General features: G+C 59.8%; 12 protein-coding genes. 2 read left to right on the top strand and 10 right to left on the bottom strand.

Annotated features, from left to right (window positions below; genetic code table 11):
- Positions 1-10: 10 nt before the first annotated feature.
- On the bottom strand, positions 11-628 hold the full coding sequence (locus tag KQI84_15350; protein MCB2156251.1) for a tetratricopeptide repeat protein: 618 nt from the start codon (positions 626-628) through the stop codon (positions 11-13).
- Between the two features lie 50 nt (positions 629-678).
- Complete coding sequence (gene mrdA, locus KQI84_15345) at positions 679-2,475, bottom strand: penicillin-binding protein 2 (GenBank protein ID MCB2156250.1); 1,797 nt, start codon at positions 2,473-2,475, stop codon at positions 679-681.
- Positions 2,476-2,842: 367 nt separating this feature from the next.
- Here mrdA and KQI84_15340 point away from each other — a divergent pair, with 367 nt between their 5' ends.
- Positions 2,843-3,655: a hypothetical protein gene (locus KQI84_15340; protein ID MCB2156249.1), complete on the top strand. Its 813-nt coding sequence runs from the start codon at positions 2,843-2,845 to the stop codon at positions 3,653-3,655.
- Here KQI84_15340 and KQI84_15335 read toward each other — a convergent pair.
- On the bottom strand, positions 3,652-4,782 hold the full coding sequence (locus tag KQI84_15335; protein ID MCB2156248.1) for a class I SAM-dependent methyltransferase: 1,131 nt from the start codon (positions 4,780-4,782) through the stop codon (positions 3,652-3,654). The genes KQI84_15340 and KQI84_15335 overlap by 4 nt on opposite strands.
- A gap of 152 nt (positions 4,783-4,934) precedes the next feature.
- On the opposite strand from KQI84_15335, the gene KQI84_15330 reads away from it, so the two are divergent.
- On the top strand, positions 4,935-6,032 hold the full coding sequence (locus KQI84_15330; GenBank protein ID MCB2156247.1) for a PilT/PilU family type 4a pilus ATPase: 1,098 nt from the start codon (positions 4,935-4,937) through the stop codon (positions 6,030-6,032).
- A 37-nt stretch (positions 6,033-6,069) separates the two neighbouring features.
- Here the strand turns inward: KQI84_15330 and KQI84_15325 are convergent, their stop codons facing one another.
- The 7 genes from KQI84_15325 to KQI84_15295 all read right to left on the bottom strand — a co-directional run bounded on the left by KQI84_15325 (position 6,070) and on the right by KQI84_15295 (position 25,517).
- Positions 6,070-7,716 (bottom strand): hypothetical protein, encoded by a 1,647-nt coding sequence (locus KQI84_15325; protein ID MCB2156246.1) that lies wholly within the window; start codon positions 7,714-7,716, stop codon positions 6,070-6,072.
- 29 nt (positions 7,717-7,745) lie between these two features.
- On the bottom strand, positions 7,746-17,036 hold the full coding sequence (locus KQI84_15320) for a tetratricopeptide repeat protein (GenBank protein MCB2156245.1): 9,291 nt from the start codon (positions 17,034-17,036) through the stop codon (positions 7,746-7,748).
- A gap of 244 nt (positions 17,037-17,280) precedes the next feature.
- Positions 17,281-19,251, bottom strand: a complete 1,971-nt coding sequence (locus KQI84_15315) for a carboxypeptidase regulatory-like domain-containing protein (protein ID MCB2156244.1) — start codon at positions 19,249-19,251, stop codon at positions 17,281-17,283.
- Complete coding sequence (locus KQI84_15310) at positions 19,248-20,642, bottom strand: DUF1343 domain-containing protein (GenBank protein MCB2156243.1); 1,395 nt, start codon at positions 20,640-20,642, stop codon at positions 19,248-19,250. The genes KQI84_15315 and KQI84_15310 overlap by 4 nt, the downstream gene beginning before the upstream one ends.
- Positions 20,643-20,698: 56 nt before the next feature.
- Positions 20,699-22,645 (bottom strand): O-antigen ligase family protein, encoded by a 1,947-nt coding sequence (locus KQI84_15305; protein ID MCB2156242.1) that lies wholly within the window; start codon positions 22,643-22,645, stop codon positions 20,699-20,701.
- Positions 22,642-23,601 carry a GDP-mannose 4,6-dehydratase gene (locus tag KQI84_15300; GenBank protein MCB2156241.1) on the bottom strand — a complete coding sequence of 320 codons (960 nt, stop codon included), beginning with the start codon at positions 23,599-23,601 and terminating at the stop codon, positions 22,642-22,644. The genes KQI84_15305 and KQI84_15300 overlap by 4 nt, the downstream gene beginning before the upstream one ends.
- Positions 23,598-25,517, bottom strand: a complete 1,920-nt coding sequence (locus KQI84_15295; GenBank protein ID MCB2156240.1) for a hypothetical protein — start codon at positions 25,515-25,517, stop codon at positions 23,598-23,600. Before KQI84_15295 ends, KQI84_15300 begins: the two co-directional genes overlap by 4 nt.
- Positions 25,518-25,529: the final 12 nt, after the last annotated feature.

Below are 25,529 nucleotides of genomic sequence, written 5' to 3'. Positions count from 1 at the left end.
TGGTAATCCTTCAGTGGTTGGATTTGGAACGTGCTTCCTCGAGGCGACGTTCGTACTCGCGCGCCTGCTCCTCCTCGCCGGCCCCTCGCGCCAACATCTCGAGGTTTGCCAACGCGGGAATGCTGTCCGGATCGCGGCTCAGCGCTTCTTCGTAGGCTGCACCCGCCAACTCGAGTGAGCCGGCCAGGAAATAGGCCTTCCCCAAATTCACATAGGTCGGCGGGTAGTCCGGATTCAGCCGGATGGATTCTTCGAGCAGCTTGATCGCAAGATCCAGATCGCCGCGATTCATCCGCAGAGTTCCCAGATTATAGTAGGCCTCCGGGAAAGCCGGCTCCAGTTCGATCGCGCGCTCCAGTCCGACGATCGCCATCTCCTCCTCACCCCGCCTCGCCAGAAGAGTCCCGAGATAGTAGTGGCAATTCGCGTGGCGCGGATTCTTCTTCAGCGCCATGCGGAATCCTTCTTCCGCCGCACCGAAGTCATTGGCGTTCAGGGCGGCGACAGCCTGTGCGTAGGTCTCTTCGAAAGGAGCCTGCGGATCGAAGTCGGGCCCGTGCGCGCATCCCGCGAGGAGCACGGCGAAGAGAAGCTGCACGGCGAATCTGGTTCGGGTCGAAGTTCGCATCGGGAGCTAGCCTATCTGTCAGGTTTTGAATCCGGCAAGTGCAAACGGGACTACTCGTCGAGCATGTCGCTGAGCATCATCTCGTCCGACTCTGTCGGTTCGACATACTCGCCATGTTGGAAAGCAATGATATCGCGGGCCAGAGGCGCGGCCACTTCGCCGCCGTGGGCGTCGGCCTCTTCCAAGTGCGTGATGACCACGTATCGGGGTGCGCTGCGGGGGTAGAACGCTGCAAACCACGCATCCAGTCCGCCGCGGCCGTTCTCGGCGGTTCCCGTCTTCCCGCAGACTTCCCAATGCGGCTCGAAGCCGACGCGATAAGCCGTTCCGCCCGGTGCATTGACGACATCGTAGAATGCCGCGATCAGACGTTGGCGCTCCAGTGTGCTCAGCGAAATCCGCCCGTTTGTTCGAGTCGGTAGCATCTCCGCTGCGCGGCCATCGCCGGGATGAATCTCTCGCACGACTCGGGGACGCACGAGTTCGCCGCCGTTTGCCAGCGCCGCATACGCGACCGCAACCTGCAGTGGCGTCGCGATCAACGCGCCCTGTCCGATTGCGATATTTAGTGTCTCCCCATCGTTAGGATGCTTTCCATCTTTCATCAATGCTCCCGCGCGTTCGCCCGGAAGATCGATCCCCGTCACATCACCGAATCCGAAATCCCTCGCCGCGGCAAGAATGCGATCGCCGCCGATCTCGTGAGCAACCTCGTAGAAGTACGCGTTGCACGACCACTGAATCGCGTGGTGCAGATTCGTCGGACCATGTCCCGATCTCGCATCGCACCAGTACGGACGACCCCAGCCGGGCAATTCATAATGTCCGCGGCAGACACGCGTCTCGGTGGGGGAGAGATTGGCCTTCAGGGCGGCCGAGGCTGAAACCAATTTAAACGTCGACGCCGGCGGGTAGCCGCCCTGCACCGAACGGTTCAGATACGAGACAGGCTGGTCGGCGATCTCACTCAGCCAGGGGCGCTCTGGATCGAAGCTCGGCGACGACACCAACGCCAACACTTCGCCGGAACCGACATCCATAACGACAACGGAACCCTTATCAGGCCCGAGTTTCTCGAAGGCAAACTCCTGCAATTGCTGATCGATGGTCAGGACGAGATCATCGCCCGGCCGCGCCGGCTGCTCGACATTTGGATCGGCCAAGAGCCGCCCGCGGGCATCGCGTCGCAATCGCTCGCGCCCCGGCTTGCCCACAAGCCGATCTTCATACTGCGCCTCGAGCCCCATTCGTCCGACGTAGGCGTCCGGCAAGTACAAGGGCCTTGTGTAGATCTCGACCTCAGCCGGTTGAATCTTGCCAAGGAATCCCAGCACCGGCGCCATTGCGGAGCCGTGCGGATACTCGCGCTGGAAATCGGCCGCTACGCGCATGCCCAGGAAATCCTCCGGGCGCTCGAGAATCGGAACGACCTGGCTCTGCGTCAGATGTCGCGCGAGTCGATGGCGCGTCCACGAGGGCCGCGTCTCCATGATTTCGTCCACACGGCCGCTCAGATCTTCATCGAGCAATTCACCCAGATCACGGAGCGACTGAGCGACCTCCGCGCGCGAAAGGCGATATCGAGAGAATGTTATGGAATAGGCTTTGCGGTTGAGTGCAAGTGGTTCGCCGTTGCGATCGAGGATATTCCCGCGTGGAGCCTCCAGTCGGCGAAGAGACTGAAGATTGTCTTCGGCAGCCTCGGCATAGCGATCGCCCTGGACCGTGGTCAGCCACGCCACACGACCGACGAAGACAACGGCGATTGCAATCAGCACGACGGCGCTGGCGCGCTTGCGAAACGCGAATCGTGGCGACTGGCGAAGAGGTTGAGAACGAAACTCCACGGGAGCCTTCAACATGAAAGGATTCTGCGGGGAACAGGTGGCTCCATTTCCCGATACCCGGAACATGGGCAAGTCCGATGCACAGGTTCAATTGGAAACGCCAAAGTGGGAAGAATTGGCGGTCGGTGTGCGTCAAATATACTCTCAGTGCGCAATGATTACTGGGTTGTCGGTGAAGATACGATTTTTTCGCATGTTCGCAAAATCAGGGTGGACTTCTGACAGACTATCTTATTAGGTGTGTATTTGAACATGTGAAGAATCACAAAGTCGCATTTGATCTTTGGTGAACGAGGCGAGTGGAGCTCTTGCCTTTGGAGGCCCTTGGGACTGGGACCGAACAAGCTCTGGGCGGAAGTGAGAACTGATGGACTTCATCTATATGCAGCAATCCGGCAAGCCCGTTGATGGGGCGGCCGGGAGGTTTTGGACGCTTGCAGGTGTCGCAATCCCGGACATCAAGTGGAGATCGCTCCAGATCCGATTGAATGGCCTTCTCAGGTCCTTCAATCGAGACGCCACAACGCACGCGCCCATGCTCGATGCGAATACACTGCTCCATCCTCGCAATGCAGAGAAGGGCTGGACGCTGGGACTCTGCAAAGGATTCCTGCGGATCGTATCGGGGCTCGATGCGCGGTTCTTCCTCGTCGTGGTCGACAAGGCCACGACCGATCGCCCTGCGCACAGCCGCTGGCTCCTGCCGCTCTCCTATCAGTACCTTCTCGCGCCAATCACTCAACTCCTGGCCGAACGAGAGACTACTGGTACCATCGTGATCCCGCCCGGGCGGCCAGAGGAACTGGACATTCTGTGTGACATTCAGACGGAGCTTCTCGGGAATCCCGATGCAGGCCGATGTGGCCTGGTTGGCTATCCCTTGATCCAGCGCCCGCAGGATGCCTGCGGCCTTCAGGTGGCCGACTTCGTCGCGACCGTGGCGCGCCGCTATCATGAGTATGTCTTTCCGAAGCTGTTCGCGAAGCAGATCCTTCACGGCCACGATGCCCAGATTAATGCCCTCTATCAGGGACTTGTGAAGCGTCACACCTACCAGTCCGAGGCTTTGGATCCGCGTGGTTATCCAATTCGCGGCTTTGTCTACTTATGGCGAAGAGAGGCCGCGAAGCACGACCGGTACAGTGAGACCGCGACAACCGGGGCCGACCGATCTGACTAGGTCTCTTTTTGCATCTTGCGATCCATACGTTTTCGATGGAGTTCTTCGAAGAACAGCTCCATGAGCGGCGGGCGCCATGCCTTGGCATCGACATGGGCGATCTTCTGAATAATCCCGATACCAAATCCCTCGGGCGTCGGAACATTGACCCAACGATAGGCCTTGGGCCAGCGCTTCCCGAGCTCAACCATCAGGTACTCCGGTCCCATCCAGTTGCACTTCTCCGGGACCGTGTCGTGCAGCAGAATGAATCCGCCTTCCTTGATCAGCGGATGGATGGCTTCCCAGTCGCGTAAGGCTCCTTTGATCGTGTGGTCCCCATCGATGAAGGCCAGGTCCACGCAATCCGTCTTCCCCGCAAATGCCTCACGAATGGTTGAGGAAGAATCGCCTTTGTGGAACGTCACTCGGTGAGAAAGCCCCCCATGTTCGATGTGCGCCCTGGCGACCTGGAGAGCATCATCGCACCTTCCGATCACCGGCGAGACCCAGCCGGGGCGGTTCATGAAGAGGTCAAAGGAGTGCAGGTGGCCGAAGCCGTTTTCCTCTAATCCCTGTGCCATACAGAGCGAGGAGAGTGCAATGAACGTCCCCGTCTCGACGATAATCGAAGGCCGCAGGGCACGCACAAACCCATACAGAAAGCGTCCGACCTCCGGATAGGACGATGTCGGATAGCTGTCAGGGGAGGACTCGATGGCAGCGATGCCCTTGTTCCAGGGAATATGAGGCGGGACATTTTCCGGACCCGGTTCAATAGGCGGGAGGGGCGTCGTCACGCCCTTTGCATCCTGGCAGGAGCGAACGACCGTGCATGCGAGCGCTTGAAAAGGGTCCTTCGCCAGAATCCCGACAGCCAGCCTGGCAGCCTCGTCCACTTCGCCACACAGGCGCACGGCATCCGCATGCAGAGCGTGGACCAAAAGGTCATCGGATGGGATCGAAACCAGCGCCTCGTAGTCCCGTCGAGCTTCCTCATATCGCCCTAGAGCTCGGTACATCCAGGCCCTGTGTGCCAGAACTTCAGACCGCTTAGCCTGATCCTTCTCAAGTTCCGTGAAGAGCTCCTCTGCACGGTCGAAGCGAGTTTCCTTGATGGCCTTCAGAGCATCCGCGATGATTGGCATGTGTTCTCTCCCTGGGCAGGAGGTCTTGATAATCCTGTCCCGTTGCCAGGCACAACCGCCTTTTTTCTGCTGACATCGCTGAGGGCGAAGGCCAGAATCGAAGGGAATGAAACAGCCCCGCGGGGCACTAAGGAGATCTGTGCATGCCTGCCATTCGTCTCGAAGATCTGTTGCAAGAAATGGTGGATCGTGGCGCGTCCGACCTCTTCCTGAAAGCCGGCGTTCCCCCTCACCTGCGCGTCGACGGGATCATTCGCGCTATGGACTATTCCGAGATGACCATCGAGGACGTTCAGGACCTCGCCTACGGCATGATGACCGAGGAGCAGATTACTGCTTTTGAGAAGATTCCCGAGATGGATCTTGCCATCGGCGTGACCGGCGTTGGGCGTTTCCGCGTTAACCTGTTCCGCCAGCGCGGTTCCGTGGCGATGGTCTTCCGCCACATCACCCGGCCGAACTTCAAGTTCTCCGACCTCCACCTACCCGATACCGTTCGCGTGCTTTCGGAGAAACACCGTGGCCTTGTGCTGGTCACCGGAACCACCGGCTCTGGCAAGTCAACGACCCTGGCCGCAATGATCAACCACATCAACGACGTTCGGAAGTGCCACGTCGTGACGATCGAGGATCCGATCGAATTCCTGCACAGCGACAAGCACGCCATCATCAGCCAGCGCGAAGTCGGTTTCGACACGAAGACATTCGGCGATGCCTTGCGCCACGTCTTGCGCCAGGCACCAGATGTGATCCTGATCGGCGAAATGCGCGACCTGGAAACCGTGAACACCGCCGTGGCGGCCGCGGAAACCGGCCACCTTGTTCTTTCGACGCTACACACGATCGATGCGGTGCAGACGATCGAGCGTATCATCAACTTCTTCCCTGCGTACCTGCACCAGCAGATTCGCATGGAGCTTGCCCTCGGCATGCAGGGCGTCATCAGCCAGCGTCTGCTTCCGCTGAAGCGGGGCCAGGGCCGTGTCCCGGCGGTCGAACTTCTCGTCACGACGCCACTCGTCAAGAAACTCCTCAACGAGGGCAAGACGCTTGAACTCTTACCCGCGATCGAGGAAGGCGCGCACTGGGGGATGCAGAGCTTCAACCAGTCGCTTCATAAGCTCATCGAAGCGAATCTCGTCTCCTACGAGGACGCACTGGCCTACGCGACCAGCCCCGAAGAACTTCGACTGATGGTTGAAGGTATCACGACCGGTACACGCAAGGAAGGCCAAGGCTACCTGGGCTGATCCCCAATCGCACGAGACTTCTTCGAGCCGCTCGCACCTAAGTGTAGTCGAGCGGCTCTTTCTTTATGGGTAGCTGAGCTTCCTGATAGAATCTGGGCAGCGTGAAGAAACTTCGGCGCAGCAAGTCCAGACGCGAGTCGCGCTCCACTTTCCTGATGCCGAGCGTTTCCGTCATCTCCCGATTGACCATCAAACGCAGCAGACGATTCGCGGCACTCGCACATTCCCAGGCATGGACGTAGTCTTCCTCGTCAAGGAATTCTCGGGCCTGGGCGACGGCCTCCCGAGCATCTTCAAGCAGGCGAGGTTGCCGCAGCTCGCGACCCTGGGACGCCATCTCCTGCCCGATGAGTTCGTGTTTCTGCAGACGAAGCTCAGCACCTTGCACACGGTACGAGGCGGCATGCGGCAGACGATCTCGCAGGCCGTCTGCCAGTTCACGCGGCCGGCGATTCGACCGCGTCAGCAGAATCAGAGCCGTCAGGTCGACCTCCGGCAGATAAAGCCGAACAGCCCCCTTTAGATCGCGCGCGACCTCGATCGGCTGTGCCGCAGGGAAATCCATCCGCCATGCCATCATCTCTACGTGCGACTCCAGGCGAATCGTGATCTCCACGCGCGACATGGCATTGGGGTCGACCCAGTATTCATCGCCCTGGGTTGTTCGCCACAGCATGATCAGTATGTCGTCCCCATGATGCAGCATTGCGGCACGCAACCGGGGATGTCCCGTCTCAATCTCTGCGCGGACCAGTTGGCCTTCGGCGAAGAAATCATGCAACGCGCCGACTTCCTGGGCGATGCACGCCAGTTCGCAGAAGCGGTCGCGACCGGTCAGCGGCGGGCGCCCCTGCATGAACTCATAGAAGTCTGCGACAATTCCCCGCACTCGGTTCGCGAGGATCTCATAAGTTCTCAGGCGCAGGAGATCCGGTTCCGGTGGCATGAAATCCCGGCGCGGAAGATTGCCCAGATCGGTCAGATACGGGTGCCAGTCCTTGGATCGGGAGGGCAGTCGCTCGATCCACGGATCAAAGTCATACACGCCTGCCTCACGGGCAGCGTCCGGCACTCCGACTGGAATTGAGTGACAGAACAGCGGCCGCCCGATCGTCTGGCGCGCACATTCTTCAACGATTTGAGTGAGAAGAAACTGGCCTTCCGATTCCACCCGTCGCGGAAATGGACCGCCAAGTGTCTGCGCCACTGAGTGAACCTCGACCGCATCGAGCCATCGGCTGAGCGGAACCGAAGCAGGACGCGGCGTCCAGATTGGATGAAACAGATCCTGCGCGCGCAGGTGATCTCGTTCGGAACAGAATTCCGCAAAGGCCTTCTCGGAATCCTCGCGCAATGGCAGGTAGTAGGAATGAAGCTCGGGGCGATGCTTGTACTGAGCCGCCAGGAAGACGGCCGGCTCGGGCATGCGCGGTTCCGCCGCCAGAATTACCAGCAGCCCATAGTTTCCTGCAGCATCGAACAGCGTCTCTACCGTCTTGCGGTTGCCGGGGCTGGCCGGGGGAGACATCACCGCGGTGAAACCGGCTTCCGCCAGATCGCAAACGGCTTCGTCTATCTTCTCTGGAGGAGTCAGGAAGATCCGGGCAGCGAACGCGAAGAAGGGTCTGCCATCCAGCCGGATGGTCGTGCGGTCGAGCAACACGCGGGTACTGGCTTCAGCCATGATCGGAAACCCGGGAAGAGGCGATCGGCTCAGTCGTTACGCCGGGGTCTGGGACCGCCCGTTTCGGTCTCGCCGGAAACCTGGTCCGTGAACAGAATCGCAGACTCCAGCGCCTTGAAGGCATCGCGCTTGTTGTAGGCCTGCTTCAGGCGAACTCGGATCTTCTGATTTGTTGGATCGATCTTCAGAATCCGCTCACAGACCTCGATACAGAGGTTCACTTCGCCCTTCTGGAAAAGCGTCTCGCTTGCCAGCAGCAGATGCTCGAATGCCTGCTTCGGGCGTTCCAGTTGTTCGAGCAGATTAGCAATCTTCACGCGCACGTTTGCGTTCTGCGGATTAATGGCCAGGATATCCTCGTAACTCCTGACGACCTGTTCCAGCCCCGCGCGCTCATCGTCCTCAATTTCGTTCACCGCGCCGGCCAGGAAGTCGGCTGCACTCTTCGTGGATTCCTCCGACTCAAGCGGCTCCTCTTCGGCTTCCGAACCCTCTGGGCTTTGATAGGGCTTGTGCCGTGGCGAGTCATCCGATGGTTGCGGCGGGGGAGTCACCGATTGGCCGGCACGCACGCGCGCCTCCGTAGCCGAGAGTCGATCGCGCGCCTCGCGATTTGACGGGTCCAGTGCCATCACCTTGCCGTACAACTCGATCCCTTCATCCACACGATCACTGGCCACCAGCAGATCGGCCAGCGCAAGGAACTCCTCGCACAGATCGCTTTCGCCGCCGACGCGCAAGTAGGCATCGATATACTTGCGGCGAGCCTCGATGCTGCGCGGTGAGATCTGGATAATCTTGCTGTAGTACTGCAGCGCTTCGTGAACATTCTGCTGCTCCAGCAGGTAATCCGCGAGTGCCATGTAGTCCAGCAAAAGGTCCTTCTCTTCGCCGAACTGCAGGTGCGTCGAGAACAGCAGCGTCCAGGCCTTTCGATTGTCCGGAGACGTCGACACGATCGAGCGATACTCCGCCTCGGCCAGATCGAGAAGGCCGCGTCCGACATACACATCCGCCAGAGCGAGTTGCTGTCGTGCGGCCTCGTTCGGGCGGCCCATTTTGCGCAGCAGGGCGACAAGCTCTTCGTGGACGTGAATATCCTGATTGTCGAGTTCGAGGATTTCCTCCAGCGCGCTGGCCTTGCCGCCCAGGTTGTCGGTCTCCTCAAACAGCTTCGCCGCGCGGCGAAGTTCCTGCAGGGCCATGCCTCGGGCATTCTGTGCGCTGTGTGCGCGAGCCATCAGTTGGTGGAACTCCGGATCGCCGGAGCTTTCACTCCGCACCTTCTGCAGCACATCGAGTGCACCGCGGCCATCGCCTTCGTTGATCATCAACGTTGCAATCTCGCGCGAGACTTCCAGGGCGCGATCGGTGGAGCCGCTCTTCAGCAGGCAATCCACCAGCCGAGTCCGCAGCGGGATGTTCGATTCATCCGCCTTCAGCGCCTCTTCGAGTGTATCGATTGCCGGCTTGTATTCGCCCGCCTCGAAGTAGATGTCCGCGAGTCGCAGGTAGTCGTCGAGAACATCGCCCCCATCGCCCGCTTGTGCATAGACCTCGATTACCTTGTGCAGCGCACGCGTGTCGTCCGGCTTGACCTCCAGCAGACGCCGCCATGTCCGGATCGCGTTGTCGATGTCATTACGCTCGTGATAGAGTTGCGCCAGCTCGCGCAGTTCCAGCGTCAACTCATCGCGACGCCCGAGGTACTCGAACAACTCGGCAAGCCGCTCGCGCGGTTCCGTCGCATGAGGCTGGAAGAGAGCCATCGCCTGCAGCGCTTCGGCCGACTTCTCGATCGAGTCGTTCTCGCGATAGATCTGCGCCAGTTCGGAGAGGACCTCGACGGCCTCGGGGATCTGCTCCAACTGCTTGTACGCCGCGACGAGGAGTTCCCGCGCATCGATGTCTCTGCTCTTCAACTCGAGCGCACGCAGACAGAAATCTCGTACGCCCTGGAAATCGCCTTTCAGCTTTGAAAGCCGCGCGATCTCTGTGTACTCGTTCGCCGCGAGCTCCGGAATGCTGTTCTCCTGGAAGATCGCAGCGGCCCGTTCGCGAAGATCGAAGTTTCCGCTTTCCGTATCGTAGATGCGATCCAGTTGTTCGCGCGCCTCATCGACAAGGCCTTGCGACAGATGAATGCGGAATATTTCGACCTGCTCTTCCAGGGCTTCTTGAGAACGACCGAGCTTCAAAAGCAACCCGGACAGGTTCTTACGAATAGTCGCATCTTCGGGCAGCAGATCGCGCGCTGCGCACATCGCGTCCACCGCGCGCGAGAAATCCGCGTCGCCGATGGCGAATTCCGCCACCTTCAGATAGCAACTGGCGGCTTCCTCGGGCTCGTTCTGAGAGCGATGGAACTCGGCCAGCCGTTTGTGCAGATCGACATCGGCGGGTGCGAGTTCCAGACCTTCGTAGAAGTACGATAGAGCTGTTTCGGAGTCTTCTCTCGCCGTGGCAGCCTCGGCCAGCCAGAGATACTCCTTCACCGCGCCGTCAGCGTTCCCCATTTCGCGATGAAGATTCGCCAGGCACAGGTGAACATCGATGCGTCCTTCCGCAACGACAAGGGCCGACTCGGCATGCGCCAGAGCGGACTCCAGCTTTCCGTCTTTCTGCATCTCCGCAGCCAACTGCAGGAACTGCTCGACCGCATCCTCTTCACGCCCGAGATCCGCCAGACAATCGGCGTATTTCTGCCGCTCATCGCTTCGATCCGGTGTCAGTTGTAACAAGTGCTCGAGAATCTGAACATGTCGCGACCGATCGCCGGACGACATGTCGGCAAGTTTCGAGAGTTCATCCGAAGCGCTCTCTTTGTTGTCGGCCGCTTCGAAGAGCTCCGCGCGCAGAGTGCGCAATTCAGACGAATCGGGTACGTGCTTGACGATGCGCTCCGTGACCTCGATCGCGCGATCGACCTCATCATGCCGCTGTAGAAGCCGGGCCGACTGAACGAGGTGGAGATGTGCGTTGTTCGTCTCGCCGGCATCGAGGAAGGCCTCTCCCAGCGGGATCAGGACTTCGACCGAAGTGGGCTGATGGCGCTCGATGTGATGCAGCGCATAGATGCCTTCCGTGTACTCGCCAAGCGACAGGCAGGTATGCGCAACGCTCAGGTACACCTGAATCGCGTCGTCCAGCCGATTCGCTTTCTCGTAATAAGCCGCCAGCCGCAGACCGGCTTCCGTATTCTCCGGTTCCGATTCGACCAGACCCTTCACGACTTCGATTGCAGCGTCGATGTCCGAATGGCCTTCGTGAATCTCTGCCAGTTCCAGGCTGTAGCGCGTGAAGCCCATCTTGTCGCCGCATTCGCGTGTGACTTCGATCAGCGATTCTACTGCCTCGAGGTTCTCCCCATCCTGCTCGCGCGCCTTCTGGAAGAACTCAATCGCGGCCTCCGCATCGTCCTTCTCGCGGTGGGCGCGTGCCAGCTTGAGGAATTCTTCCGTCGCCGCCGGCTTGTCGTCGATTCGGACGTAGAGCTCCGCGAGCGCGCCCCGAACTTCAAACTGCCCGTCGTCCATCTCGAGCATCTCGCGGTAGCAGGCTGCGGCATCTTCATCCAACTCGGCGTTCACGTACAACTGACTCAAGTCATGCAGCGCGTCCAATGCCTCGGCGAGGCGGTCATCGCCCTGCGATTTCAGGGCATCGACCAGGCCACGGTGTGCACGGATGCTCTCCGGATCGAGCTCCAGCGCTTCCTGCCATGTGCCTTCGACGCTCTCGAAGTCGTCCTTTGCGGCATGGGCAGAAGCCAGCTCTTCCATGTAGTCGAAAGCGACTTCTGTGTTCTCGCGCGAGAGCTCGGCACGCACCAACAACTGGAGAATCGGGATGGCGTCTTCGGTCCCTTCGCGCGCTTCGAGTAGAATCTGGATAGCAGTCTCCGGCTCGGCCTGCTCCAGCTGTTCGGAAGCCGTTTCAAGCAATTCGCGCGACGCCTCATCCGTCTTTCCATTATCTGACTGCAGGGAAGCAACGCGCTTGCGCAAGTCCGCATTCCGTGGCTGGCGAGTCGAGGCTTCCTGGCAGAATGAGAGGGCTTCGTCGCCTTTGTCTGCACCGAAGCAGCGCCGCGCCAGTTCAAGAGCATCCTCGGCGATCTGCAGATCATCGCCTCCGCGCTTCGTGCACTCGAACTGCTCCTTGCGAAGATCCAGGTCATCCGGCGCCAGTTCCAATGCTTCGCGGTAAACGGTATCTGCGGCTTCTGGCCCATCGCTTTCCAGAATGACTGCGGCGATCTTGCGGAACTGCTCAACGGCCTCTTCCGTGCGATTCGCCTGGCGGAGACCTTCAGCGTAGGATAGACCAACCGCTGTGTCTTCCGGCGCCAGTTCGAAGGCCTTCTGCCAATATTCGAGCGCTTTTTCAAGCTCGCCGGCGACTTCTGCCATGTCCGCCAGTTCGATCAGCTCGTCCTTAGCACCTGCAGTATCTTCGAGTTCCTCGAGGAGTGCGACGAGACGTTCGCGCGGTTCGCGATTGTCCGGCGCCGCGGTCTTCAGGCGGCGCAGAATCTCAGTCGCGCGATCCATGTCTCCGGCAGACTGACACATCGTTGCGAGTTCAAGACCTTGATTCGCAGCCTCTTCCGTGCGTCCCAGCTTCTCGTACAAGTCAAGCAATTGCTCGCGCGTCTCGATGTCTTCCGGCGCAAGCGTCAGCATTTTGAGCAAGACTTCCGTGTTCTGCTCTTCTTTGCCGGCTTCGCGATTCAGATCCGCGATGGTGCGCCATGCCTTCAGCGCCTCGTCGAAGTTCGACTGCCCTTCCTGCACATGCGCCAGCAGTCTCAGAGTCACGGCATTGCTGGCATCTAACTCGTGAGAACGCTCGGCACAACGCGCAGACGCTTCTAGATCTTCTGCGTGCTCGTATCCGCGCGCCGCATTCAGATACAGCTCGGCCGCACTGAATTCGTCGCCGACCTTGACATACCATTCGGCAAGCTGCTCCAGCAGGTCGAACCGTTGATCCTGCCATTCCACCAGCTCGCTCAGAATGAGAATTGCATCTTCCATCGATTCATCATCGACATGTTTCGCCGCGACACTCCTGTAACGCTCGACGGCTTCCTCTTCGTCACCATGTTCCTTCAGATAGCGGGCGAATTCCAGTTCCAGTGCAGTGTTGTCGGCATCAGCTTCGATGATGCGGCTGTATTCGTCGATGACTTCCTTGGGAGATGCCGATTCGCTTGCGATCTTCAGGACCGTCGCATCGGTCGCGCGCGCCTCTTCCTTCTTTTCCTGCTTCCACTGTGCCGTCGAGATCCTTCGCAGAATGGCCAGTGTTTCCAGACCCATCTCGTGGATCCGCGCCAGGTACTTCTCTTCCTCCGCCCAGTCCTTGGCCTTCTCTGCTTGCGTTGCCAGAACGTCGAGCTGCGCGATGGCGCGCTCGCGATCGCCCATTTCCAGAAGCTGTTCGACCAGCCGCTCGCGAACTCCGTCCCTCTTTTCATCCTTGGTGAGAATCTCGAAGGAGGCTTCGACTGCGGCGTCGTGTGCCCCATGCTCCCACTGCAGTTGGGAGAGCGTCTCCAGCGCGGAAAGATATGGCCCAGTCTGGCCGGTATCGCGATAAAGATCGACCAGCCGCCGGTGGATGCTCGCGTCTTTCGGCTCGAGTTCCAGATGCTCGCGGCAATACTCAATCGCGTGATCGCGACTTCCTGCCTCCATTGCCAATTGCGTTAGTCGCTCGAACTGCTGGGCCGCTTCGTCATTATTCCCCTTAGTTCTATACGCATGCGCAGCGATTTCACGCAGGCGACGAATGCCCTCGTCATGCCCGATTCCGTAGAGCGCAGCATTCAGGGCAACTTCCGTCTCGCCCTCGTTCTCTGCTTCTTCAGCGAGAATTGTTACGCGAGAGACAATTTCATCCGACATGTCGTCATGACTAGACAGCAGCGCATACAACGCCTGACGCGCTTCCCAATCCAGCCCCGCTGAGTCTTCGTACTTGTTTGCAACCTCCAACGCCTTGTCGCGATTTCCTTTATCCAGGTGCCACTGGATCAGTTCGGAGTGCGCCTTCAGCGCTTCGGTGGTATTGCCGGCGTGCTCATAGATTTCGGCGAGTTCGCGGCGTGCACCGAAGTCGTCGGGATCGATTTCCAGCACGCGACGCAGCAAGCGCGTGGCATTCTCCGAATCGCCCTTCTGCTCCCATGCATGCGCCGTGTCGGCGAGGACGGTGCAGGCTGCCTTGTTCTCGCCACGTCGTATCTGCAACTCGGCCAATCGCTCAGCCACGGTCAGGTCGTTCGGGAAGACCTTGCGAACGCGATCAAGGTACTCGGCGGCGGTGTCGAGGTCGTCGTCCTCCTCGCAAAGACGGACGAAATCGACTGTCTCACGCAGGAACTCTGCCTGCTGATCGTTTTCGTCGAACCACTCGATCAGGGCCATCCGCGGTTCGCGGCGTTTTGGATCGAGACCTTTCAGGTGCGCGTAAATTGGAACAGGATCGCCGGGGGGCGACTGGCCTAGCAGATCCGACGCAACCCTTTCCCATTCCTTGATCGCGCTCGCCACATCTTCCGCAGCTTCATACGCCTCTGCCAGGCGCTTTCGTGCGCCGGGGGTTGCCGGATCGAGAGCCAGAATGCGCCTGAAGATGTCGATATTCTCTGCTTCTCGATCTTCTTCACGACGAATGTGTGAAACTCGTTGGAAGGCCCCGACCGCGAGGTCCGTCTCGCCATCTTCGGCATAGATTTCAGCCAGGCGAAGGCATGCATTCTCATCCTGCGGGTCGATGCGCAGCACCGTGCGGAACAACTCGATAGCCTTGGCCGCTTCGCCAGCCTCGGCTGCTTCCTCGGCTGCCTTGGCGTATTGCTTCGCAGCAGCTTCCGTATCGCCGATCTTCTCGCAGGTGTCGGCCAGGCGCAGACGCACTTCACGTCGCGAAGAATCGATTGCGAGAATTCGCAAAAGAACATCGACGACTCGATCGAGTTCCTCTTCGTTCTTCAGAAGATCCTTTTCGATCGCCTCAAACTGCGTAATTGCCTCGTCGTTCTTTTCAATCGACGCGAGCCACTCTGCGAACTCGACCCGAATTTCCGTTCCCGGCTCGAAGAGCTCGAGCATGTGGTCGTAGAGTTTGCGGATCGCTTCTTCATCATTCTGCGATTTCAGCGCATCGAGCAACTTATGGAACGTTGCGAGCGCTTCCTCATCGTTTCCGTTCTCGTACTGCAGGTCGGCGATTCCTCGAAGTGCCTCGGCGTGCTCCGGAGCCAGCGCCGCAGCCGCTTCGAAGCACTCGAGGGCGTACTTCAACTGATCATCCAGTCGGAAGTCCGAGGCCGCCCAGAGGAATGACTTCGTCGCCTCCTCGGTTTGCCCCAGTTCTTCCTGCGCCTGTGCCAGTCCGCGCCGAGCGGGGGCATCCGCCGGCTTCAGTTCCAGGACTTCACCGGCGATTTCGGCCCGCTCTTCTGCACATGCATCCGTGGCGCCTTCAAGCAGTCCGTGGAAGACTTCGAGCGCTTCGTCGCGCCGTCCGGCATCGCGCAGGATACGCCCCAGAACCATCAGCAACGCCGGGCTCGCCTCCCCGGTCTGATGCATGCTTTCCAGGTTCTCCAGGGACTGGTCGATCTGTTCATTCTCGGCCAGCTTCTCGTGCAACTCCAGCGCCAGATCGCAGGCAGGCACATAGGCCTCCAACTGCATCAGGCTCTCAAAGCGCAACTGCATCAGTTCCGGACTGCCGGGATCGAATTCCAGCGCCTTGTTGCAGGCCTCTTCGGCGTGATCGGCGTTCCCCGCATCCAACTGACGACGGGCAAGATCGCGATAAAGATCCCGTGCAGCATTCTGGCGATCGTGTTCTGTATAGCAGCCGGCGATGCGATCGATCGTGTTTCGATCCGTCGGATTGGCTTCGATCAATCGCGCGAAGATCTTCTCGCCTTCATCCGGATTCTCCCGTTCGAAGAAGAGCCGGCCGGCGTCGAAGAACTCCTTCATCGCGGCTGTCGGATTCGAGTCGCTCACCATGCGCTCAGCGAGCAGCACGCGAAGCTCAGGATCGTCTGGATCCGCGTCGCGCGCGGCGATCAAGTGATCCGCTACTTGATCCTCCAAGCCCATATCTCCGTAGAGCCTGGCGATGTGACGATGTTCTCCCGCTTCGGCCTGCTTATCGCCACGGGTAGCGTAGACTTCGACCAGTCCTTCACGCGCCGAGATGGACTCGGCATCACGTTCCAGAATTCTGCGGAAGAGCCCTTCGGCACGATCGATATCGCCGGTCCCGAGTGCTTCGGTCCCCAACGAAGAAAGCTCAGAGATGTACTCTACGTGCTGGCCGGCACGGTCGTAGGCTTCAGCCAGTCGCTCGCGGACTTCTGTGTTTCCCGGTTCGCAGTCACGAATACCAGCCAGTGCCTCGATCAGCGCTTCTTGGTCTTCGCCGCTCGCCAACACATCCGCGGCAGCTCTCAATTCTTCAGCGGCACGTTGCGTCTCGTGTGCAGCGGCCAGAGCCTTTCCATATCGCAAACGCAGATGCGCATCGCCCTGCACGTGATCCTTCATGCGCTCGTAGTGCGGCAGGCACTCCGCCAACCGCCCTTCCCGCTCGTTCAGATCGCACACCCGCACAAGGTACTCGTTGCGATCGTCGAAGCGCTGGAGCGCGTGAAGAACATCGGCCAGTTCAAGAAGAGTGCGCTCATCATCCGGGCGCAGCCGAATAAGGTTCTCGCGAACGATGCGTTCGGCCTCTTCCAGATCTCCCTGGCGGCGAGCCAGTCGCGAAGCGATTGCGTAGTCCTCGCAAGCGTCTTCCGGACGGCCCTCGTGTTCTGCCAATCGCGCCCCGACGAGCGGAACCAGCAACGATGTCGAATCGATCTTGCGTGCTTCCTCAAGAGACTCATGCGCATCCGCCAGATCGCCGCCCTCGATTGCCTGCTCCGCTTCGCGCAGATAGGCTTGGCTGACGCTTTGGAGAATCTCCTTATCGATCTCCACTCCTGCCAAGCGCGCCATCCCGAGAGCCGCCGCGGGGCCCTTCTCGCCCGACCACAGGCAGTAGAGGTCCAGCAGTGTCCCGCCCTTGAAAGCATCGCAGGACGAGACCATGCACTTGTAGGTTCCGCGATCCGGATAGACGATCAGGGTCGCCAAGCGTTCGTCTTTGTGAATGGGACAGGGCGTCTTTAGCGTGTTGCCGAGCACGCGCAGCTTCTCAACATGAAAGCCGATGGCTTCCAGGAGTTTACGCGCGTCCACACGCTCGCAAAGCGCTTGAATGGCATCACTTTCGCCGTTCGACATGTTCGGCGGCAGGCTCCCTGGAGACTGCGGCACATACAAGCTCCGCCCGCCTCTCGCGAGGCCGGAGCGATTGACCGCGCTGCACTCTAGAATTCAGGGGAACGTACCGCAAGCCCGAAAGGTTGCGAAGTCACTTCACATGCCATCACGATTGCGTTGCCAAGGACAGGCGTAAAAAGAAGTCGGCCCGTCCAGAATGAGGACAGGCCGATAATCTCTTGGCAGAAATGTCTGCACTGGCAGGCTAATGCCGATCGCGTTCTTTGCGCTGGCGCTCGATCGTGTCGACGTCATCCGAGTTGTACGGGAAATTCTCGGTCACCTCACGCGTGGTGAACTTGAATGTGTACGGAAGATTCTCGATCCGATCGCCGGTGATGGTCTCGATGCCCTTGCCGATTCGCACCGTATACTCGGTTTCCCATTCGAATCGCCCCACGATTTGCAGCGTGCCCCAGCCCGTCCGCGAGTCATGTTGCACCTCAAAGCTCGGAACCGTTCCAATATCTGGACGGATGCGGATGTCATCTGCGTTGAACTTTGAAACACTGATCGGCGCGTTGAAGTGAATCAGAATCGGCTCGGTGGGGGAGACGTAGGCGCCTTCCGCACCGTCGTCGGGCCGGGTTGCGATCACTCGGGCGGATCCCGTGGTGAACGAAAAACTGTACGGCTCCTTCATGGGAACGCCGTCGATGCTCGTCACTGCAGTCCCAACCTCGACAGTGTACTTCGTATCGAAGCGCAGCACTTTGCCTTCCCTCGAATAGCCGGACAGCAGCACGACGACGCGATCTTCGCTTGCGCGCGCGTGGCGTCCCGCCGTCGCGACGCGATAATCCACATCCGGCGAGACGTTGATGGCGTCCACCAGCGACCGTTGATTCATCTTCATGTTGAATTGGATAATGACTTCTGTCGGCTGCTCGATCGGGACATCCAACGCTCCCGGCTCCGGCAACGTGCCGACGACTTCCGGCGCGAGGCGCTCCAGCTTCATCTCGATCGTGCCGACCTGCGTTTCCTGAGCCGCCACCACCTCGATCCCTTCGATGTAGGCGGTCTCATAGCCGGTCATTGTAGCCACGAGATCGTACATCCCTTCCGGAATATCGAGCAGCCGGAACGTGCCCTGCTGATCCGTGATCGCGATCGAACTGGTTCCCGCCAGCGATACGGCAACGCCACCGTTACCGCCGGTGGGGGATTCCTCGAGGATGACGCGTCCGACGACCGAGCCGATATCCGTGACCTGGTCCTCCGTCGGGCGCAGGATCGGGTTCACTTCTACGGCTTCGATCTCGGTCAGATCGACCTCGTAGCGCTGGGCGATCGCATAGCCGGGGGCTGAGGCTGTGACAACGTATCGTCCTGCGGGAATTCCACCGAACTGGTACTGGCCAGCGGCGTCGGGGCGCGCCTGGAACTCGGTTCCTTCCAGGTAAACCGTCACGGCGTCGAACTCGGCGACCGGATTCTCCTGCGCATCGAACATCTCGACGCGCCCGAAGATCGTTCGCCCCTGGCCGGCAGCAATATCCACCACATCCAGGCGAATCTCGCCGGCTGGATTATCCAATCCTGGGAACACATGAACGCGCGCCGTCTTCGTCTCGTAGCCGCTGCGCGATACGTTAAGACCATAATCGCCGCTCGGAAGATTGTAGAAAACAAACGATCCACTGGCGTCGGTCACCGTCCGCATATCGGTCCCGGTGATTTCCACCAGAACCCCCTTTGAATCCGTGGGGTTCGTTGTGAGTACGAGCCCGCGCAGATTCCCAAGCGCCGCGAACTCCGGCGCCGCGCCGCTCTTGCCCTCGAGTTCGCGGGGCTTCATTTCGACGCCCTTGAGAGTCAGGAACGGCTGATCCTTTTCCAGATCTGCATCTCGAATCGATATTTCAGCAACCATCAGCGACTGCAGGTCGTGGCGCATTGCACGAAGCACATAGTCACCCGGATCGAGATCCGTGATCAGGAACTCACCCTTGGCGTCCGTGAAACTCATGTTCGAGGTTCCTTCGGCAAATACCATGATGCCGAAAGGCTCCACGCCGTCCGGCACATCAATAGTACCTTCGACGGCCGCTGTGGGCTGCAGGTGATATTCAATAATGCGCTCTGGCGGTGGCGTCGGAGGCGCCTCCTGCTTACAGGCCGAACCCACCAGGGCCAGGCACAGAACGGAGAGAAGACAGAAGAAACGGTTCATCGTGTGTATCGAAGCAGGTCGTTGCGTCGAGCTTCGAACTCCCGATAAGGTTGGTGAATCTTCCAAAGCCGCTGAATCTCGCGCGGATCACGGCCCTGTCGCAGAGAATCGAACACAAACGTCGTCCCGTAAAGGCCAGCTTCACCTTCCGGGGGCAGAATCTTCGCATCTTTCTGGGCGGCCAGGTGCCAGATGACGACACTGGTCATTACCGGCTCGGGTAGGTCGTCGCTGGAAATGGCCACCACATCGCCGACTCTGCCGTTCGAGAGAGTTGTCGTCGTGGCTTCCGCATGGTGCTTCGTTATGCCAAACGAATTGAACTGTCGGGCAAAATCCTCTGCCTCGTAACCGATGGGCGAAACCAGCAGTGCGGGGTTTTCTTCCCGGACTCCTGCTACATATTTCTCGGGACCCAGGGCGGCTCCGGCCTGCCACGCCGCAACTTCCGTCGATGCGGGTGCGTAGACCGGCCACTCGCTCAGTTCCTCTTCGGGATGAATGTCCAACCGGGCGTAGGCTTCGAGCAGCGGTCCGTAGCCCGCGGTCCGGCGCCAGTTCTTCATCTCGACGATTTCCAGCTCGGCTTCAAGCCCGTAGTAGGTGTTGAATAGGTCTGCTAGTTCACCGCCGGTTAGCCCAGGCAGCGGAACGGCCGGCAGGAAGCAGTTCGCCGTATCGTACAGTTTCGGATCGCCAACGGGACCTTCCATCAGAAGTCCACTCATTGGCAGAGGGCGATCGAGGAAAAGGACGGGGATATCTTCCAGGCCGGCTTCTTCGAGCACGGCGCCCATGAAAGCGACTTCGGGATAGAACCGGGCGCCGCGCATCGGAATGTCGATCACAATCCGATCGATGCCTTCCAGCATACCCTTGGTTGGACGGAAATTGCGCGCGGTGCGTTGAAAAATCCGCACATCCGGGTGCCGGGCGAGCACGCGATCCAGCTTCCGGCTGCGGGCGGGCTGAGGAAGTTCATCATCGAAAATCAGTACGCGCTGTACGATCGGCTTCCTGGCCTCCAGCAGCGTCTCCAGCAGGTTCTTGCCTTCGCTGTCCAGTGCCAGACGGCTTGTCGCCACCAGAATGTGCTTGTGATCGAGTTGGACAAACTCATCGCGAATCAGGCGATCGACTCCCAGTGAGAACCGGCGATCGGGATCCAACTCGTCCAAAATCGGTTCGGTCAGCGGAATCAGAGCCTGTGCTTCCGGCTTCGTAACCTGCTGCGCCATGCGTGAGGGGCCGTCGCTCGCCTCATCCTCGGCGCGCGCCGATCCCGCGATCAGCAGCAAACCGACCGCAATGGCGAGGAATCCGTTTCTCAGCTTCGACCAGTCGTTTCGCATGTTCAGCGGCAGAGTTCCTTCCGCAGTCAGATTTTGCACTCCGATTCAACGGCCCCGAGGGGGGGGTAGGGCAAGGAAAAGCCTCGTGCGAGGCTTCAGGGAGTGCCTTGCTGTGCCTCGATCCACGATGCCCACCGTCTAAATGGACCCGGGAAGCTCGCCGAGAGTTGGGGCTGGCGGGTGAAGACCTGGTTCCATGCCGGGAGTGCCTCGTCCGGCCGCCCGAGTGCATCGAGGCAAATTGCCTCTCGCAAATGGACCTCGATGGCGTTCAGGCGTTTCTGCACCAGCTCCAGTTCGGCCAGGGCCGCGCTGTACTGCTGGCTGCGCACCAGCAAATCGGACAGCGCCGAGCGGCAATCCGTGTACGTTGGATCGATGGCCAGAGCTGCGCGACAGCCGGAGACCAGTCCGGCCGCCTCGGGGGCCGTCAGCGAGCCCCCGCGGAGCTGCCGATTCTGTTCGTAGACCGGTCGATAGCGGACGCTGGCGCGAAGCTCGGCAGTGGACTTCCAGGCGGGGAAGAGCATCGCGACCGCCAGGACAAGGCCAACGATCGGCGCAGCCGCTCGAGGCGGGGTCGGTGCCAACTGCAGTTCCGTCGGGATCTGCATGTTCTTCAGGATGATTCCGAGACGAATGCCTGGGTACTGGCGAGAGACCGGCAGCAACAAGTCGGCATCCTCCCCACGCTGCGGAAGAATGGCTGGAATCGAAATCAGCAGCACCAGCAGCATCGAAGAGAGTGGCAGTTCCAGCGGGAAATTCATCATGGACTGCACGCACCACGCGGCCAGCATCGCCATCGCGATCGAGAGCAGGGCGGCATTTCCGTGGGCTTCCGATTGGCGGCGACGATTCATCGCGTAGAAAGCCGTTCCGATCAGAGAAATCAGCAGGAACGCTCCAATGCAGCCGGTTTCGCTCCACGTCTGCAGCAGCGTATTGTGCGCGGCGTTTGTCCACGTGCCGGCGTAGATTTCCAATTCCGGGTGGCCTTCAAGTAGAGGCGCCTCGGTGGCGGGGTAGACCCACGTGAAGGTGCCCGCGCCGGTCCCCAGCCACGCGTTGTCCTGGATGATTGCCAGCGTGGTTGCCCAGATCGCTAATCGTGTCGAACCGCCTTCGTGCCAGCGCGAGGAGTCGAAGGCCTGGGCGACAATGCCGCCGCCTTCACTCGAACGATGCGGATTCGCCGGATTCCCAACCACAAAGAAGAGCGTGACCACAATCCAGCCGGCCATCAGTACGCCGAGGCGCGGCACGCGCCTCCGCCACCACGCCAGATCCCAGCGGTCGCGCATCAGGAAAACCAGCAAGCCAGCTGCGATGATAAGGCTCAGGTTAGAATGCACCGACCACGCCACAATGAGTGCAGCAGATTGAATCCAAAGGCACGGCGCCAACAGCCAAAGCGCCTTCTTGCTGCGGGCAATCAGTGCGAAACCCAACGTGACCAGAAAGCCGGCGACGATGAAGTCCGCCACGTGACCGCTGTTCCCCAAACTTGCTGCAGAAACGAAGTCGCGCCAATCGTTCAGCGTTTGGCGAACAGGAATCAGGTTCGGAGCAAAGACAGACGAGAAATCCAGGATCAGAGCCCAGATCGCTATGGCCGTGGAGGACACGATCAACAACCACCCGAGCGCGATGATCTTCCGCCGATCATCTGCGAGCGTGCTTTGGGCCAGCAGCGCGAATAGAACGAGTAATCCCGTCGATCGCACCTGATCCCAAGCCATCGCCGGAGCTTCGGCCCACAGAACGCTCAGCAACTGCCATCCCAGGAAGAGAACCAGCAGTCCATTGACAGGATGCAGGAGGATTCGCAGCGAACGACCGAGGCAGGCCGCCAGCAGAATTAGCCCGAAGAGAATCCACGTGCCCGCGCCGAAGGCCCCGACCTTCGGGAGCACGAAGGCATCCTGTGCCGACGGCCACACAAAAAGAGGAAGCCCCGCAACCAGCACTGCCAACCACCAGAATGGCAGTGCCGAAGAGCGAGGCTCATCGCGGAATGCACTGAAAAACGCCGAACTCATCCGATCTTGTCGGCAAGGTGTCCGACCAACTCCCTCTGTTCCTCCAGAACGTCTTTGACCATCTGCTCGAGCGAGATTCGAGGTTCCCACCCAACTGCGTCGCGGAGTGCGGTGCTGTCGCCTCGAACTTCCGTGACTTTTTCCGCGCGAACGCGGGCGGCATCCCGTCGGCATGGAACTTCGCGTTCACTCAGGCTGAGCAGAATGTCCAACAGACGCTGAATTCGAACGCTCTCGCCGGAACACACATTGAATGTCTGCTCGCACAACTGGTTCTCGACCGCCAGCCGATAAGCGCGCGCCACATCGCGAACATCGGAGAAATCGCGGAAAGCGCGCAAGTCGCCGTGCTGCAGACTGTCGGCCTTGCCCTCTTCGTAGAGCGCCACCTGGCGGGCAAACGCGGGCACCACAAAGTCCGTCGATTGATGCGGGCCAGTGTGGCTGAAGGAACGCAGGATCAACCAGCGCGCGCCATAACGGCGGGCATACAGCTTCGTGATTTCTTCCGCAGCGATCTTGCTGACTGCGTAGGGGGTTTCAGGACGAAGCGGACTCGTCTCGCGCAGCGGAAGTTCCTCCGGATCGGGAATCCCATAGACCTCGGCGGAACTGATGTAGGTGATGAGCGGATTGTCACTGAACTCGGTCGCCCAACGGACCACTTCCATCGTTGCCAGAACGTTTACTTCGAACGTTGTCTGCGGAATCTTCCAGCTCTTTGCAGGGCTGCTCTGCCCTGCCAGGTGAATCACCGCTTCGGGATGGGCCTTCTCCATCACCCGGCGAACGGCGTCCGGATGGCGCAGATCGGCGGCCATGATTTCGCCGCCGGCCAGAAGATCATGACTCTCAGGTGCCAGGCCCGTGCCCCAAACCTCATGGCCATGCGATGCCAACTCTCGCACCAAGTGCGAGGCAACGAATCCCCCCATCCCTGTTACTAGGATTCTCACTGCTGGGCGTGCTCCTGATCGGATAGTCTCGTCAATTCATACTCATGCAATGTCAGCTCATCGAGCTCGAAGCGGACAGACTCAGGCGCTGGAATCCATGTCAGTCCCACCGGGCCGCTTGAAATCCCCGGGATTCGCACGGCAAACACGTCCGTCCCCCAGAAGTCCGGAGGATAGCTGAATGGAATCGTGAACGATTCCCCCTGGGCCTGCTGAATCCGCACAGCGCCTGTGCCGGCGTCCACCCGAGCGCGCCCCGTCAGAACCAAATCCGACAGTGTCGTGTCCAGCCCAAACAGGATCCCCCCACTCGGACCCAGTTTGTATCCCGACAACTCGCCCCCTTCTCCCACTTGGAACGAGGTCGAACCATCGACTTCGATGGCAGCACTCTCCACTTCTGGTCCAACCAAGCGGATTTCGTTCTCCACGGCAACCTCAAAGACCTCCAACTCGCCAGTTGGTGAACCCCTGAAGATTAACGTGCCTTCACCCGCGGGAGGCGCCAAGGCCGGAATCAGACGGTGTGAGCCGCCGTCGGGCAACTCCAAAATCAAGATTCCATACGGCTCATCCGGCTTCGGATCCTCGAAATACGCCTGCAGGCCCTTCCATTGCCACATCGTGCGGACCGCGAGTGCCCCTGTCATACCCGGCACCAGAAGGCGATTGCCCTCGCCGAATGGGGGCTCCTCGTAGGCGAACTGGCGAGGGACAGACGTCGATTCGATCTGGGTAACGATCTGATTCATAAGATCCCTGTTTGCCGGCCAGGCTCGTTTCCAGGCCAAGTGCGCGTCCAAAGAATCTGCTGCCCAAGCCAGAAACACGTAAAGATATACGAGCAGAAGCGGCCATTTGACAACTCGACCGACCAGGCTGAGCCCCGCGAAACTGGCCAGCCCCAGCGCGACGAACATCTCCGGCACCAGCAGCATTCGTCCGCCCATTCCACCTCCGACTCCGAGTCCGGCCATCGGTGCAAGGAAGAGAAGAGCGGCCACAAAGCAGAACACGACCGGGCGGCGAAATCGTCCCATCACGAGAATCAGTCCCAAAAACAGCAAGGCGCCCCAAGCGGCAGTTGTCGAATAGAAGCCCTCGGACAAGCCCCAGCGAGGAAATCCCAGCGCCGCAATCTGCGAAGCAGCGGCATGCCAAAGCTCGGAAATTGTGAGCGCCCGACCGCGTTCCGCATGATAACCTCCCAGGCCGCCGATAGATGCGAATCGAACGATCAGGTAGATGATGCCGATCATAATCGGAGCCACAATGCCAACACGCCACAACCATCGGCTGAATGTCTTGGGCGAGAGGAGCAGAATGGCCAGCGGAAGAACCGCCGAGGCAGCAATGGCTATCTCCTTTGTGAGGAGAGCCGCCATAAATAGCCCCAGGCACAGGAGCAGATGCCGTATCTTCTCAGTCCGAAGGAACCACAGTAGTCCCACAAATGCCCAGATCAGCGCGCACCCTGCCTGCAGATCTGTTCGGCCGCTCAACCAGGTAACGGCTTCCGCATTCGTGGGGAACAGAGTCACAAAGACCGCCGCGAAGGAAGCGTGAGACTTCTTTCCGTCGGTCAACACAATACCAGCCGTGTAGACACCGGCAATCAACAGCAGCCACATGACCATGTTGGTCAGATGATACCCAAAGGGATTCGATCCCCATATCCACTCATCGATTCCGAACGTCACGCGAATCAGCGGACGATACAGCCCGCCCGGCGTGTGGGTGCCGGTGCTCCAATCGCCGGTGAATGTGCGCAGAATCTCCAATGGACTGCGCGGGAGAACCTGGAACCAGTCATCTGCATAGAAGCCCGCCCGCAGGCCGGGCGAGGCGATCAGGAAAGCCAGCAGCAGAATGGGCAGGAGCGGAATGTATGGCAGGAGCTTCGTTCGGAAGCTCATTTCCGAACGATC

The organism is bacterium (genome assembly GCA_020444065.1).
Classification (GTDB): domain Bacteria; phylum Sumerlaeota; class Sumerlaeia; order SLMS01; family JAHLLQ01; genus JAHLLQ01.
Note: the sequence above shows the minus strand (reverse complement) of the source record. Positions and strands in the feature narration are given on the sequence as shown.